The sequence below is a fragment of the Shewanella sp. Scap07 genome (assembly GCF_013394145.1).
Lineage (GTDB): Bacteria > Pseudomonadota > Gammaproteobacteria > Enterobacterales > Shewanellaceae > Shewanella > Shewanella waksmanii.
The window spans coordinates 4,821,290-4,836,637 of sequence record NZ_CP041329.1 but is presented as its reverse complement, the minus strand read 5'-3'; the positions used below and the strand labels follow the sequence as shown (position 1 = coordinate 4,836,637).

The 15,348-nt window shown below is 45.0% G+C and carries 12 protein-coding genes; 4 read left to right on the top strand and 8 right to left on the bottom strand.

From position 1 onward, the window contains the following. Positions 1-9: 9 nt before the first annotated feature. Positions 10-696 (top strand): hypothetical protein, encoded by a 687-nt coding sequence (locus FLM48_RS21330; RefSeq protein ID WP_179026053.1) that lies wholly within the window; start codon positions 10-12, stop codon positions 694-696. A 27-nt stretch (positions 697-723) separates the two neighbouring features. On the opposite strand, the gene FLM48_RS21325 is transcribed toward FLM48_RS21330, so the two are convergent. Further along, positions 724-1,845, bottom strand: coding sequence for an MFS transporter (locus FLM48_RS21325; protein ID WP_179026052.1), 1,122 nt, complete (start codon positions 1,843-1,845; stop codon positions 724-726). A 790-nt stretch (positions 1,846-2,635) separates the two neighbouring features. On the opposite strand from FLM48_RS21325, the gene greB reads away from it, so the two are divergent. Beyond that, the gene (gene greB / locus FLM48_RS21320) at positions 2,636-3,112 is read left to right on the top strand and encodes a transcription elongation factor GreB (protein ID WP_028771906.1); all 477 of its coding nucleotides are present in this window, start codon (positions 2,636-2,638) and stop codon (positions 3,110-3,112) included. Between the two features lie 200 nt (positions 3,113-3,312). Continuing rightward, positions 3,313-5,640: a Tex family protein gene (locus tag FLM48_RS21315; protein WP_179026051.1), complete on the top strand. Its 2,328-nt coding sequence runs from the start codon at positions 3,313-3,315 to the stop codon at positions 5,638-5,640. A gap of 73 nt (positions 5,641-5,713) precedes the next feature. Here the strand turns inward: FLM48_RS21315 and FLM48_RS21310 are convergent, their stop codons facing one another. From FLM48_RS21310 to FLM48_RS21300, 3 genes are all read right to left on the bottom strand, one after another. After that, a complete protein-coding gene (locus FLM48_RS21310; RefSeq protein WP_028771904.1) occupies positions 5,714-6,202 on the bottom strand; it encodes a hypothetical protein in 489 nt (162 codons plus the stop codon). Positions 6,203-6,262: 60 nt separating this feature from the next. Then, the gene (gene bioH, locus FLM48_RS21305) at positions 6,263-7,036 is read right to left on the bottom strand and encodes a pimeloyl-ACP methyl ester esterase BioH (RefSeq protein ID WP_256870994.1); all 774 of its coding nucleotides are present in this window, start codon (positions 7,034-7,036) and stop codon (positions 6,263-6,265) included. Between the two features lie 210 nt (positions 7,037-7,246). Next, the gene (locus tag FLM48_RS21300; RefSeq protein WP_179026049.1) at positions 7,247-7,645 is read right to left on the bottom strand and encodes a hypothetical protein; all 399 of its coding nucleotides are present in this window, start codon (positions 7,643-7,645) and stop codon (positions 7,247-7,249) included. 199 nt (positions 7,646-7,844) lie between these two features. On the opposite strand from FLM48_RS21300, the gene FLM48_RS21295 reads away from it, so the two are divergent. Then, entirely contained in the window at positions 7,845-8,798 is a 954-nt protein-coding gene (locus FLM48_RS21295; protein WP_179026048.1) for a DUF2860 family protein, read from the top strand. A gap of 97 nt (positions 8,799-8,895) precedes the next feature. Here the strand turns inward: FLM48_RS21295 and FLM48_RS21290 are convergent, their stop codons facing one another. From FLM48_RS21290 to FLM48_RS21275, 4 genes are all read right to left on the bottom strand, one after another. Further along, on the bottom strand, positions 8,896-9,825 hold the full coding sequence (locus tag FLM48_RS21290) for a LysR family transcriptional regulator (RefSeq protein WP_179026047.1): 930 nt from the start codon (positions 9,823-9,825) through the stop codon (positions 8,896-8,898). Positions 9,826-9,940: 115 nt separating this feature from the next. Beyond that, complete coding sequence (locus FLM48_RS21285; protein WP_179026046.1) at positions 9,941-10,882, bottom strand: LysR family transcriptional regulator; 942 nt, start codon at positions 10,880-10,882, stop codon at positions 9,941-9,943. A gap of 130 nt (positions 10,883-11,012) precedes the next feature. After that, on the bottom strand, positions 11,013-14,072 hold the full coding sequence (locus tag FLM48_RS21280; RefSeq protein ID WP_179026045.1) for an efflux RND transporter permease subunit: 3,060 nt from the start codon (positions 14,070-14,072) through the stop codon (positions 11,013-11,015). 1 nt (position 14,073) lies between these two features. After that, positions 14,074-15,165, bottom strand: a complete 1,092-nt coding sequence (locus tag FLM48_RS21275) for an efflux RND transporter periplasmic adaptor subunit (RefSeq protein ID WP_179026044.1) — start codon at positions 15,163-15,165, stop codon at positions 14,074-14,076. Positions 15,166-15,348: the final 183 nt, after the last annotated feature.

Genomic DNA, 15,348 nt, shown 5'->3' with positions numbered 1-15,348 from the left:
GCACAAATTATGAAAAAATCACTTACTAGCGTAGCACTTATCTCGTTATTAACAGCAACTAGTGCGTTTGCGAATGAAGAAGCGGCCAAAGAAGAGGTTAACTATGGCGATCCTACAGCAAGTTTCACCACCGTTGGGGTCAGCGCCAGCAAAGATGTCACTCAACTTAACGGTATGATGGGGCTGGGCTCAAATATTTTCCAACTGGATATTAGCCGTAATAACAAAAGTGGCGACTTAAGTGGCCGCGGGCGTTATTTCCATGTGACGGACGGCTTAGGCTACTCTGTCGACGTGATTGGCGATGAGAACAACCAAACGGTACTGGGTGGACTTATCTATAAGTTTCAGGTGACCGACAACATCTCTATTTTCCCTATGCTTAGTGCTGGTGGCACCCAGAACAAACGCATTGGTGAAAAAGACAAGTACGATCGCAGTGGCCTAGCCCAAGCTGGTGTCTATGCGATGTATGGATTTGATGCTGGCCACTGGTTATACATCAACCCTAAAACCACGTACCACTTTAAAGACAAAACTTTTACTAACCAAGTGGAAGTGGGTGGGGGATTCATGTTGTTAGACAATGTGTCTGTGGGCGCCAAGGTTGAATACACCGGCGAAGTCAAAAACAAACATGGCTTTAATATGCCTGAAGATACGGTTACTTGGATACAAGCAAACTACTACTTCTAAGCCGATTGTCGATAATAAAAGCCGCATTTATTGCGGCTTTTTTGATCGGCGCCACGACTGCGAAGCAGGCAATAGCGGTAACACTAGTAATAAGGTCAAACTGAGAAACACCAATAATTCCGACAGCGCCCAACCTTGCAGTAAGATATAGGGGCCAATCGCTGCGCCAAAGGTTTGCGAAGCGACCGCTAAGCGAATAACTGACCCATCCTTATCAATACTGGCAATGGTGCCCATATAAAGTGGCACCAGTAAATTCCACAGCAGCATAAATAGACTCACTGCCGCAAAGTAACTCCATGGTGTGGTTGCCAAAAAAATCGTTGCGATACAGGCACCTTGAGTGACCACCGCTATCACAATAATCCACTTTTTAAATTGGCTGTAGGCTAAGTAACTGGCTAGCACCGCGCCCACTAAGCTAAACAGGGTACCCGTTGCCAAAATATTGCCTTGAGACTGCGGAGTTATCTCAAGTTTACTGGCAACGACTCCCAGTAGTGACCAAGCGCCTGAGTGGGTGAGGATTAGCATGAACATGGCACTTAAAGCATAAAACATCGCATGATTTGATTGCGGTGCTTGGTAATCATTGCTGGACACCCGCACTTGTAATTGTGGCAGTAGCGCGATAACCAGACTCAATAGTGCTAGCACAAAGAAAAAAGCATGTACGCCAAATTGAGCCAAAATTGGCGGCAATATGACAAACAAAACGGCGCTATATAGCATCTGCATGGCAATGGCTTTGCCAAAAGCATTATCTGGATTGGGCTGCGCCGCCAAGGTTTCATAACTTTTCACCAGCACTAAACCGGCGCAAACACCGGCGATAATCCGTACGGCAATAAACAAATTGATGTCATGGCAAAATGCGCTAAGCAAGTGAGCTAAAAATAAGCCAGCACAAGCCCATTGCTCGTTAATATTGATGTGTTTTTTTTGGGTGATAATAAAAGAAAATAATGACGCGACAGCAAAACCGCTAAGTTCGATGGAGGCTAAGTAAGTGAGTGAATAAACGGATGCATTAAACTGGTGTGAAATTGCATTTAAATAGCTGGGCATGAGTAAAAAAATACTCGACACCACGGTCATTTTTAATGCCGCAATAAACCACGGGGGAAGACGCTGTTGTGAGCGTTGCAAATTAACCTCTAAATAACTGAGTTATTTGCTAGGTTAACCAGTATTTTAGGGCAAGTAAATAGAATCTCGTTGAGGTTATTGAGCTAATTCTTCGGCTCAAGATTAGCCTAGCACTAGCGTGTAACTCATTAGGCCGCTATAGCGCATACACTCAAGTAATATCAGTGCCAGTAGGCATTTACGCTTAAAGTGTTTCTCATTAAGTATACTGTTCATGTTGTTGGCTCATCTCTGTGTATTGTTGTTGGTGCTAACTTGTTGCCGTTAATTCGTTAAGGCTGCTAACCCTGGATTCATCATCCTGCAGAAAAAAGCAGCCGTCCTTGGCGTGCAACAGCATCACATTCGGTGAGCTACAGGATAATGATGAAGTGCTATTATCTCGAAGTTTTGTTAATTTTAAACGTTAATAAGTATAGTTAAATCGAATACATTGAGAGACGACAAAGGCCTGCCATACTGGCTGTGAAGCGCAGCTATTACTTTATAAAACAATCGGAAAATGGTTTTATGGTGCTAAAAGAAAAGGGTGCCAATGTCCGAGAGCGTTAGACAATGGCACCCTAAGGGAGTCGTAAGGCAAGTTTTGATTTTCATGCCGCTTACGTCGACTTGGCTATCTTGTCATGGCATCGCACAATTGCTGAATTAGTTTCTATTTGACTATCGAATAGTTTAAGCAATAAGAGATACGCCCATGAGCTGCGAGCTAGCACGCATAGCAATATTGCTGCGCTAGCGCTAAAATCTAGCTAATTCTCCGTTATTGCACAGTATTTGGAAGTTCAACATGAAAGCAATGCTCATAACCCGTGAAGGCTGGCAAGCCCTTGATCGCGAGTTGAAGTATTTATGGAAAGAGTACCGCCCCGAAATCACTAAAAAGGTGCAAGAAGCCGCAGCGCAGGGTGATCGTTCAGAGAATGCTGACTACACCTACAATAAGCGTTTATTACGCCAAATAGACAGCCGTGTTCGCTATTTGGTTAAGCGAGTTGAAGATCTCAAGATCGTTGACTATTCACCGCAGCAAGAAGGTAAGGTTTATTTTGGCGCCTGGGTCGAGCTGGAAAACGAAGCGGGTGAAATCGTGCAGTATCGAATTGTTGGTAAAGATGAGTTAGATACCAAGCAAGGTTACATTACCATTGATTCACCCATGGCACGGGCGTTAATTGGTAAGCAAGTTGATGATGAAGTGCTCGTTAAAACGCCGGCTGGTACTAAAGAGTGGTATGTGAACAAAATTCAGTATCAAGCATTCTAAGTCGTCATTTGTTAACCACAATGCAGAACCGCGATGGTGTAAACGGCGACAGTTAATGGCCGTTCTCATCACGCTTGGCTGCGTTAAAGCAGCTTAAATCGATATGGCGCAAGCTATACTGTTTTACAATACACCTTGCCCCAAGGCTGTGGTATCTTTGGCGGCATTAAACAAATTCCTATCTAGGCTCTAAGCTCTCTATGCAAAACATCGCTCGTATTATCGCTGAAGAATTGAATGTCCGTGAGCAGCAAGTGACTGCCACAGTTACATTATTAGATGAAGGTGCCACAGTACCTTTTGTTGCCCGTTATCGTAAAGAAGTGACAGGTGGCTTAGATGATACTCAGTTGCGTACCCTCAATAGCCGCTTAGGCTATTTACGTGAACTCAATGATCGCCGTGCAGTGATACTCTCTAGCATTGAAGCCCAAGGTAAACTTAACGATAGCCTGCGACAGGCCATTAGCAGCGCAGATAGTAAAACCCGTCTTGAAGATCTTTACTTGCCGTTTAAGCCTAAACGTCGCACTAAAGGGCAAATAGCCATTGAAGCTGGGCTTGAGCCATTAGCCAATCGCTTGTTTGATGGGCGTGGCAATGAGCTAGACAGTCAAGCTCAAGCATTTATTAACAGTGAAGCAGGCTTTGGTGATGTTAAGGCGGTCCTTGATGGTGCGCGCTTTATTCTGATGGAACGGTTTGCAGAAGACGCTGACTTAATTAATAAAATTCGTCGTCATTTGAAGCAAAATGCGGTGTTGGAAAGCAGCTTAGTGGCAGGCCAAGAAAAGGCTGGCAGTAAATTTAGAGACTATTTTGAGTACAGTGAGCCATTTAGCAAGGTGCCTTCGCATCGTGCGTTAGCAATGTTGCGTGGTCGCAATGAAGGTGCGCTGTCTCTAAAAATGAATGCTGATCCCGCAAGTGAGGCGAAATCGGCCAGTTATTGTGAGGTGATTATTGCTGAGCACCTGCAACTGAATTTGACTGATAGTGCGGTGGACAGTTGGCTTAAAACGGTGATTACTGCCACATGGCGAGTCAAGATTGGCTTGCAGATGGAAACTGAATTCATTGCATCGCTACGCGAGCAAGCTGAAGGCGAAGCGATCAATGTCTTTGCGCGCAATTTAGGTGACTTGCTAATGGCGGCGCCGGCGGGGGCCAAAACCACCTTAGGTTTAGATCCAGGTCTACGTACCGGGGTGAAAATTGCCATTGTTAATCAAACTGGCAAGCTGGTGGCGCATTCAACGATATTTCCCCATGCACCACAAAACCTATGGGATAAGTCGATTCGCACCCTAAGCAACTTAATTAAAATGCATAAGGTTGAGCTGATCGCCATTGGTAATGGCACGGCATCGCGCGAAACCGATAAGTTGGCGGCGGAAGTCATCGCGGCTATGAAAGCTGATGTGCCGCAGCTAACTAAGATTATGGTCAGCGAAGCCGGTGCTTCGGTGTACTCTGCATCTGAACTCGCGGCACAAGAATTTCCGCAATTAGATGTATCTATTCGTGGTGCAGTCTCTATTGCACGCCGTTTGCAAGATCCGCTAGCGGAACTGGTTAAAATCGAGCCTAAATCTATCGGTGTAGGTCAATATCAGCATGATGTGAGCCAGAGCCAGTTATCTCAGTCGCTTGAAGCGGTGGTGGAAGATTGTGTGAACGGTGTGGGTGTGGATCTCAATATGGCCTCAGCACCTTTGCTGGCCCAAGTTGCTGGTCTAAACAAAACTCTAGCCCGTAATATTGTTGATTATCGTGATAGCAATGGTGAGTTTAGCCAACGCAAACAGTTGCTAAAAGTGGCGCGTTTAGGACCAAAAGCTTATGAACAAGCCGCTGGTTTTTTACGTATTAGTGGCGGCACCAATCCACTGGACAGTTCAGCGGTTCACCCAGAGGCCTATACACTCGTAGAAACCATTGCCCAGCAGCATCAACTCCCGGTTGAGGAGCTAATTGGTAACAGTGACCTGCTTAAGAATATTGATGCCAAAGCCTTTATTAATGACAGTTTCGGTCTGCCAACGGTGACCGATATTTTGGCTGAACTGGATAAACCGGGTCGAGATCCCCGTGGTGAATTTAAAACGGCGACGTTTAAAGAGGGCGTAAACCAGATCAATGATTTAAAGCCCAATATGTTGCTTGAAGGCGTGGTGACTAATGTGACCAACTTTGGTGCCTTTGTCGATGTGGGTGTGCATCAAGATGGTCTCGTGCATATCTCATCACTGACAGACAAATTTGTCAGCGATCCACATACGGTGGTCAAAGCCGGTGATGTGGTGAAAGTCAAAGTCATGGAAGTGGATGTTGAGCGTAAACGTATTGGCTTAACGATGCGATTGGATGACCAAGCTTCTGCGAAACCAGCAGCTAAGCCCAAGTCAAATTCGGCTAAAGGCAGCAGTCAGCAAAAGCAGCATAAGCCAAGGCATAATCCCAAACAACCGGCTAATGCCGCAATGGGTAACGCCTTTGCTGATGCCTTTGCCAAGTTGAAAAAATAGTTCTAGCTAACAATAATAAAAAACGCCGGATAGATTATCCGGCGTTTTTTTATGGGTTTTGCTTTGCGCGATTTTAAACCGAAGAGGACAGTGCAGGTTCTGGTTTAGGCTGAGTTTGTTGCTGATAAAATTGACTCACATGATGGGCCACAGCTTGGTAAAACTCCTGCGATTGATTAACTAACAGTTTGGAGACATTGTTGTTGCTCTTCGGTTGGGGCGTTTGTTGTTGAGCGCGAATATCTCGGCGTTGTAATGCCGGTTTCCCTCGCAGTGCAGCCTTTAATATACTTGGTAACGCAGCGGGTTTTTGCTCTTGCTGTTGCTTACCTTCTTGTTGCTGCTGACCTGAGCCTTGCTGTTTGCCTTGCAGTTTTTCATTAACTTTAGCTTGCTCGGCCGCGCGTTCATTTTGTGGATTAAATGCGCGTTCTTCGTGGCCTTTAGTCGCTTCCTGTGGTGGGACAATAGGTGGTCGCTGTTGACTATCCACGCGCGCAGCATCGGTTGCGGCGTTGGTCGTCGCAATCGGTACTTGGGGATAGTTGGTTACCACTAACATTATTGAACTCCTACAGTCATGGTTAAATAATAACCAAAATAACTAAAGAGTTAAAGTCGATTACGCTAAAGTTGATAACCAGTTCATAAAACCGTCGCTGAATTCTTCGGTATGAGAGAAAAATGGCGCATGGGAAGCCTTGGCCAGCATCAAATCTTGATGTGGGTGCGGATGCGCAGGCATACGTGGTGGCACTCGGCGAGGAACCAGTCCATCTAACCGTCCCCATACCCTCAGCCATGGCTGGGTAATTTGCGGTAACTGAGGTCGCAAATCAATCTCTTGTAGCATGGCTAGGCTTTGCTGTAACGCTAATTGATTGGGTAAAGGCTTAGCCAACACTAAATCACGTAATCGCTTAATGTCTTCTTTGGCTGTGGCACTGCCCATCGCTTGAATTGCCAAAAATCGCTCAATAGTTTTGGGTAAATCTTGGCCTAATTGATCGCCAAACTGAGCCAGTATCGCTGCAGGTATTCCCGGCCAATTGTCACTCTCTTGTGCCATAAAGCAGGGAGACGAAGCGATAGTGGCCAAAGCTGAAATGTGTTGTGGATGACTGATCGCCGCTTGAGTTGCCAATAACCCACCTAATGACCAACCAGCCCAAATCGCGCCTGACGGGGTATGGTTCACTAAGTGCTCAACCCATTGCTCAAAACAGCCGTCAATGGCTGGACTATGGCCAAAACCAGGCAGATCTACATAGTGCACACAGTAATCTTGCAGGTGGTCATGTAATGGTGCGAATACTGCGTTGTTCATGCCCCAGCCGTGGAGCATGATAATAGGTTGTCCTTGACCTAAGGTATGGATGCTTAGCGCTGAACTCACGATATTGGCCGATTGTAAAAGTAAAAAGGTGGTGGCTAGTCTACCCCAATTGCAGTCAGACATACCACTGAAAGCAAGTGGGTGCTTTAGTTTGAGGGTGTAAGATTCGGCCTAAAAGCTTTGCCCTGACAACTTTATGCTGATTACTCTGTACTGGCAATTTGGGCCGATAAGGATATAGCTGTCAGGCCGATGTATCGCTTGTAGTTATTAAGAACCGATGTGACCCAGTTGTCGGTGTTTTAGTGACGCATTAAACTCGTTTCTGATTGCTGTGATGCGATATAAAGCATCTATTTTAATATGGTTTACCTCATTTTTTATCTCTACTTCTTCTAGCCAAAATACATCTAATAAAAGGTGTAAGTCACGAATTAAGCATTGTTCAACAATGTAGAGTTTGTTTCGATGCAACACCTTTGATATATCGACAATGATAATGCGTTGTCCTTGAAGCAAAGTTGGCTGCCGACTTAAGTATTGGTCGATATCATCGACAATGATGATCAGGCAATGGCCCTCGCCGATGTCGAGTACGTTATAGGGTCTATCATTGAGGTAAAGCGTTGCTTGGTATTGGCTTTCATTTAACATACAACTTAAGTTCATTGTGGTTCTCAATTTAAAGGTTGTACAGATAATTTATATAAAAACTCAACAAACAAATATGAATAAGAGATATTCATATTTAACTGTTGTCTTATTCATAATTGCATATCTGTTATCCATATTATTTCTCAAAAATAAATTTAACATGTGTCTCATCAAACGAGAGTAATTAACAAACTTATTAATGAGAGATATTGAAATGAACACAAAAACGATTTTATCTGCAGCAATCCTATCTGTATTATCTGCTGGCGCAATGGCATCAGAATCATCAAGGTGGAGTGGTGAGCTAATCTTTGGTAGTGGTTTTAAGTCAACTAATTCAAATCTCAGTGTAGAAAGCGATGCTCTGCTTAGTGATAACACGAAAAAGGGGAACCATAATGAGGAGTTTATCGGTATGGTGTTGGGTAATGTTGCTTACGACTTAGGTGAGAATCGCAATCAACGTTTTTATATGGGTACCTCCCGTGATGATTTAGCCGTGGGCGACTTAGCATTTGAAATTGGCTATCAGTTTGATATGCAAAATGGCACGCAAATCGATATTGCCTACTTACCTACGGTGCTGTCTGGTGAGGTATGGCAAAACCCCTATTTAGAGGGGCGCCGCAAAGAAACGGACATTGAAGGTCATGCCTATAGACTGCAGTTTAATAACATTTGGGGATCAGGGTTTTCGCTAGATATGGCTTATGCCACCACAGAAATTGAGCATGAGCGTGTTGAATATGCCGAGCTGCTTCGAGACAGTGAAATGTACTATATTAAAGGCAGTTACACCCAGTTTTTTACCCCGCAAATGGGACTGATGACCAGTGTGGGTTATGTGCATAATGACGCTGATGGTGAGGCACAAACCTATGATCAGTACGAGTTAGAGATGACTTATTTTGTTAGTCATAATGCCCATACTTTTGCAGTCACTGGTGGCTATGCTTACCGTGAATATGAGGGTTATAACCCGATTTACAGTAAAACTCGTGAAGATCATCGCCACATGTTATTTTTAGCTTATGAGTATGCCAATATTGGTGGTTGGGACAACTGGAGCTTAGTGTCATTTGCAGGTATCAATGTTAACGACACTAATATTGATTTTTATACAAGTGATGACTATTTGGCGACAATTGGTTTGAGTTATAAATTCTAGTTGTTATTAGTTGAAAATTAAAGTTAGTCTTTAAATAATAAATAAACCCCAAATAATATTTTATTATTTGGGGTTTATTTTTAGATCTTCATATTTATTACTTGGGCTGAGTGATGCCATCAAAAAAAGATTGCACGGTTTGGTGCAAATATTGGTTTAATGGATAACCCCGTTTCGACTGTAAATAACCACCGGCAATACTTAACTCTTGTAACTCTTTGGGTAACGTCGGTAATGGATAGCATTCCAGCTCATCACTGTGAGTTAATAGATAGCTACTACTGAATTTGATTGCATCACTGGTGAGCAGCTTATCCACCGCGATCGGAATACTGTGGGTGACTAGACTGATATTTGGCTGGTAGCCTCTGGCAATGGCAATTTCATCAAATGGATCGTGCTTTGCGTTAACCGCATTGGAGACCAGTTTGACTAAAGGCAAGTGATGTATCGCTTCCCAGTCAGAGGATTGACTGAGAACTGGGTGGTTTTTTTTAGCGACTAAGCTTAGGGCGATATTGGATAGATGATGGGTGTAAATATCTTGTGGTAGAGGATATAAGCTAAAATGCACCAAGTAATCCAGTTGCCTATCAAGCATATTTTGCAATGAGCCTTCTTGCCAATAAATCAGTTTTAACTTGGCTTGAGGAAGGGCTGCACTCAGTGCTCGATACAAACCTTTGCCGAACATTTCCAGTAAGCTGACTTCAAGTGCAATTACCACTGATTCTTGATATTGCTGCGGGTCGAATGCCGAGTAAGCTTCTAATACTTCCGCAAAAGGTAGCAGCATATTGTCAGCCGCTTCGGCCAGTTTTTCTGCTAACTCTGATGGTTCAACACCATGGGCTTTGCGAATAAACAGCTGGTCGCCAAACGTTTCCCTAAGCTTAGCCATACCGCGGCTGACACTGGTTTGTGATATCCCTAACTTCTCCGCAGCAACCGAAGTGTTGCGGGTTTCAACCACGACTTTTAACAATCGCAATAAGTTTAAATCTAGATTGTCTAGATGTTTCTCCATGACTCACCGCTATTTAATGCCAATACTTGTAGTGACAACATAGCATAAACTGCTAAATAGTTAGCAGTTTATTACTTTCGAGCTCAAGCTGCTTAGGGGAAGGTGGTGTAAACCGTCATGGCTGTTTTTGCTGGACTGGCTGGGTAATCGCGTTAAAAAAGTCTTGAATGGTTTGGTGAAGTAATTGGTTTAACGGGTAGCCGCGGCGCGATTGCAAGTAACCGCCAGATATCGACAAGGCTTTTAAACGTTCGGGCATAGGTGGCAGCGGATAACAAGCAAGTTGCTGATTATTTTTGAGAAGGTAACTACTGTTGATAGAGATGGCGTCAGAATGAACCAGCTTATCAACGATGATAGGTACGCTATGGCTTACTAGCGAAATATTGGGCTCGATCCCCTGGGTGATAAATAGTTCATCATACACGTCGTATTTTGCAGAATAATCAGAAGCATGTTTGACAATGGCAATATCTTTGATCGCCTGCCAGTCAGAGGTGGTTTTAAGGATAGGGTGATTTTTACGTGCGACTAAATTGAGCGCGATGTTAGATAAGTGATGGGTATATATCTCTTGTGGCAAGTTGTACATACTGTAATGCAACACGTAGTCGATATTACGTGCCAACATCGCTTGTAGTGATTGTGGCTGCCAATAAACCAGCTTAAATTTGGCCTGAGGTAAAGCTTGCCTTAATGATTGGTATAAGCCATTACCAAAGATATCTAGCAGTGTCAGCTCACAGGCAATGACAATATCGCCCTGATATTTTGTTGCGTCGAAACTTTGATAGGCGTCAAGCACTTGGGTAAAAGGACTGAGCATTTGCTCAGCTGCTACCGCCAGCTTTTCTGCTAACTCGGATGGCTCTACACCATGGGCTTTACGAATAAATAGCTGATCACCAAAGGTGTCTCTAAGCTTTGCTAGCCCTCTACTGACACTGGTTTGAGAAATGCCTAATCGCTCGGCGGTCACCGAGGTGTTGCGGGTATCTACGACAACTTTCAAAAGCCGCAATAGGTTGAGGTCTAGCTGTTCGAGATTGTTTTTCATAGTCACTTCACTTACGTATCGATTGCCATGATGTAACAAGGGTTCTGCGACGGTGAACTGGGTTGTTGGTATGGCCATGAGTAAAGCAAGCCCGAGCTGCTTCGGGCTTGCTGTTGATAGAGATGGCTAGCTATTTAACTAGCGTGGCTTTGGGCTTTACACGGAAGAACAGCGCGTAGTTCAGTGGAATAACCACTAAAGTCAGTACCGTGGCGAACAGTAAACCAAACATAATTGTCACCGCCATGCTCTTGAAGAAAGGATCAACCAGTAGTGGCGCCACACCCAGTATGGTGGTGGTAGCACCTAGTATTACCGGTCTGGCTCGGCTCATAGCGGCTTCAATTATGGCGTCATAAGCCTCTTTGCCGTCACGGATCTCATTCTCTGCTTGGTCGACCAGAACAATGGCATTTTTTACCATCATGCCCACTAAGCTTAAGAATCCTAGTGTTGCCATAAACTCAAATGGTGTTTGGAATATAACCAATCCAACAGCAACGCCCAGTACAGCCAATGGTACAGTGCACCAGATCACCAATGCCTGACGTATGCCGTTGAACATAAACACGACGGCTAATACCATGGCAGCAAAACCATAGGGGGCTGCAATCATTAAGCCTTCGTCGGCTTCTTTGGCGTCTTTATATTCGCCGTGCCATTCAAGCTGATAACCCACAGGTAAAGGGATCTGCTCAATTTGTTGTTTCACCGATGCTAAGGCTTCAGAGGCTAACACGCCAGCGCGAGGATCGGCTTGCGCCATAATTGTCGGTACGCGATCAATACGTCTGAGCATTGAATCTTGCCAGTCTAGATCAACGCGCTCAACAAACTGCGACAGTTGCAGGTACTTGTTAGCAGTAGAGCTAAACACTTGGGTGTTCTCAATACTTCTATCATGATTACGCTCGTGCTCTGGGGCGCGTACCACAATTGGAATCAGGTCATTGCCCTCACGATATACACTTACCTGTTGTCCAACTAAAGATTGTGCTAATGCTTGATTGAGCTCTTGGGTGGTTAAACCAAACTGTTGGGCTCTATCTGATGCGTACACTGGGCGAATAACAGGTACCTGTTGGCGCCAGTCATCTTGCACAGCAATAAGCTCTGGATTGTCGGCCATAATTTGCTTTGCTTGCTCAGCCAACCCTCTTAAGACTTGGCTATCTGGGCCGCTAAAAGCTGCCTCAATTTTTTTACCGCCGCCAGGGCCAAGCATAAACTTCCAGACATTGACTGAAGCTTGCTCGTAGCGTTCACTAAGCTCTGCTTGCAATGTCTCAATCAACGGCTCGATGATGTTGAAATCACTGACATCAACAAGCATTTGGGCGTAACTGGTATTTTGCGCTTCAGGCGAGTAAGTCAACATGAAACGCAGTCCGCCAGAGCCGATAAAGCTCGTAGTGTTAGTCACACCGGCTTTTGCTAGGACGTCGAGTTCTATGTCTAACATGACCGCTTCAGTGGTGCGTATATCTGTGCCTTGAGGTAAGAACACGTCAATGACAAACTGCTCGCGTTGTGATTCTGGCATAAAGCCAGGAGGCACATAACTAAACATTTTCACCCCAAGCACAAATACCGCGAGTACCACACCTAGACTTTTGAGTTGATTGTTAAGTACCCATTCTAAAGACGCGCGATACCAAACTGCTACTTTTGCTGGTGGCTTGTCTTGGCTTTGCTTGTTTACCTTCAAAAAGTCGTGGCACAACAATGGCGTTACCGTAATCGCAAGTACCCAGCTTAAGAACATTGAATACAGAATTACCCAGAACAGTGAACCTGCATATTCGCCCATGTTCGACGGTGAAAGACCTATGGCACTAAATGCACAGATACCCACAATGGTGCCACCAAGCAGCGGCCATTTGGTTTCGTTGACGATATCGTTGATCACTGTTTGCTTGTCGGCATCGGGGTTTTTCTTTAGGCGGCTTAATACGCCGTCAGTAACCACGATAGCATTGTCGACTAGCATGCCCAGGGCAATAATCAATGCGCCTAAGGATATGCGCTGCATGGCGATATCATCAAAGAGCATCACCACCAATGTACCTGCCACCGTCAGGGTTAATACAAAGCCAATGACGATGCCGGTTCTGACCCCCATAAACAGCAGTAGCACCAAAAATACAATTACTACTGCGGCAATGAGGTTATTGATAAAGTCAGCGACCGACTCGCGCACCGAATCCGATTGAATCGAGATTTCATGCAATTCAATGCCGTGGGGACGTTGACTGTCCAGCTCTGCAAGTCGCGCTTTGACCGCATCACCCATTTCCACCACATTGCCACCGGCCACATTGGAAATCCCTAAGCCAATCGCGCGCATGCCGTTGTAACGCATCAATACTGAAGCAGGCTCTTCATAGCCACGAGTGACATTAGCAATATCTTGCAAACGCATGACTGTCTGGTTATCACCTAGGGCAATTTGTAGCATCTTCAGTTGCTCGAAAGAGCTAACATTGGCACTGGGCATCACCGATACCCGCATGCCATTAGCATCCATTGCCCCAGCAACGGTGACAATATTTTGCTTTTCTAGTACCTGATAGACCTGCTGGGCTGACACGCCAAAATTGGCAAGTCGCTCACTGGATATTTCTACAAAAATGGTCTCTTGCTTCTCGGCCATAGTGGCCGTTTTAGATACCCCAGGGACTAACACGAGTTCTCGGCGTAGGGTATCGACATAATCCTGCAGCTGCTTGTCACTGTAGCCTTCGCCGGTTACGGCATAAAACTGGGCAAAAACGTCAGCAAAATCATCATTGACGATAGGGGAGCCGGCACCTGGAGGCAGTGAACGCTGTGCATCGTTAATTTTGCGCCTTAACTTGTCCCAAACTTGCTGCAGCTCGGCTTCATTGTTTGAAAACTCGCGTTTAATCTCAATGGTGACTTCTGAGACACCCTGTTTAGACACCGAGGTGATCTCTTGCACTTCTTGCAATGACTGCACTGCGCCTTCAATCACATCGGTGATCTCGTCAGCGACTTCTTGCGCTGTGGCGCCAGGGTAAGGCGTGACAATCACCGATTGACGGATAACAAACTCAGGATCTTCAAAGCGACCTAGCTTCATGTAGCTGATATAGCCACCAATTAGCATTAGCGCGATAAGCACCCAAACACTGGTGCGCTTGGCAATGGTATGTTGTGCAATATTCATGTTAGTTAACCTCCACTTGCTCAGGGCGAACCAAAAGGCCGACTTGTAGATTTTGGGTACCAGATATCACCACCTGCTCACCAACCACTAAGTTGGCTTGGATATTGACTCGCTCCCCGCTTAAGCTGCCGGTAACCACGTGGCGTTTTTGCAGGGTATTTTGCTCATCGACGATCCAGATAAATTGTTGACCCATATTGTCAGGGGATATCGCCGATAAGGGGATTTGGATGGTTTGTGAATCACTGTGAACTTCTGCCGAAAACACATGGACATTCATCCCAGGAAGCAGACGGCTTTGGGCATCGGTGTGCACGCTGAATGTTACCGCATAAGTACCCGTGACACTGTCTGGCTCAGTTTCATATTTTTTTAGACTCAGGTTAAATTGCTCAAAAGGCGCAATGGTCGATTGCGCATAGATTTGACCCACTTGAGTGTTACGGGTCATGAGCGTTTCGGGTACATGGATAACAGCTTCAAGATCATTGAGATCGTGCAATACAACAATGGCTTCATTGCTTTGCACTAACACGTGATTGTCGACAAAACGACGGCTGACCACTCCGGAAAAAGGTGCTTTTAACGCAGTGTCTTCTAGTCGGCGTATGGCTTCTTTGTGCTGGTTTTTTGCTAAGCTGAAACGCAGCGTCAGTTCTTCAAATTGGCTTTTTGAAATTGATTGCTGGTTTTCAAACAAGGTCTTGGCTCTTAGGTATTCAGAGCGGGCATTGTTGAGTTCAATTTCGGTCGCGCTGAGTGCGATCTTGGCATCAGTATCATCTAACTTGGCTATGAGTTGATTTTTTTCAACATAGTCGCCTTCTTGTACAAGTACTTCAACCAAGCGACCACTGGTGCGAAACGAAAGTTCTGCACGACTCGCTGAGTGGATAGTGCCATTAAAAGACAGATCCGCTATTGCAGTATTGCTGGCGAGCTCAACATAAACGGGACGCACTATGTCAGTGGTGGTGCTTGAATCCACTTTAGGGCTGCAACCACTCAGCAATGCAGTAGTTGAAAATATAACAGCAATAGCAGTAGCTGTAGGAACGAGGGACTTAACAGTGACAGGGGCTATGTATTTCACAACCATCTCCAAATGAATTAATTGATTGGTCGTGACCGTGGAATAACCGCACTTGTCATCGACACCTTGTTGTTAGTGACAAGTCTAACGAGACTGTTTTTTATCTCGACGTATAAGAGTTATTCATTTTTGCAGTAACAGATTATTCAATGAGAAATGGCTAGGGCATTAAGCGTATTTTTA

Excerpts from the sequence above, each read along its gene's own strand:
- FLM48_RS21315 (WP_179026051.1), top strand. The coding sequence starts at position 3,313 with ATGCAAAACATCGCTCGTATTATCGCTGAAGAATTGAATGTCCGTGAG.
- FLM48_RS21300 (WP_179026049.1), bottom strand. The coding sequence starts at position 7,645 with ATGAACTTAAGTTGTATGTTAAATGAAAGCCAATACCAAGCAACGCTT.
- FLM48_RS21280 (WP_179026045.1), bottom strand. The coding sequence starts at position 14,072 with ATGAATATTGCACAACATACCATTGCCAAGCGCACCAGTGTTTGGGTG.
- FLM48_RS21295 (WP_179026048.1), top strand. The coding sequence starts at position 7,845 with ATGAACACAAAAACGATTTTATCTGCAGCAATCCTATCTGTATTATCT.
- FLM48_RS21290 (WP_179026047.1), bottom strand. The coding sequence starts at position 9,825 with ATGGAGAAACATCTAGACAATCTAGATTTAAACTTATTGCGATTGTTA.
- FLM48_RS21310 (WP_028771904.1), bottom strand. The coding sequence starts at position 6,202 with ATGTTAGTGGTAACCAACTATCCCCAAGTACCGATTGCGACGACCAAC.
- FLM48_RS21330 (WP_179026053.1), top strand. The coding sequence starts at position 10 with ATGAAAAAATCACTTACTAGCGTAGCACTTATCTCGTTATTAACAGCA.
- greB (WP_028771906.1), top strand. The coding sequence starts at position 2,636 with ATGAAAGCAATGCTCATAACCCGTGAAGGCTGGCAAGCCCTTGATCGC.
- FLM48_RS21285 (WP_179026046.1), bottom strand. The coding sequence starts at position 10,882 with ATGAAAAACAATCTCGAACAGCTAGACCTCAACCTATTGCGGCTTTTG.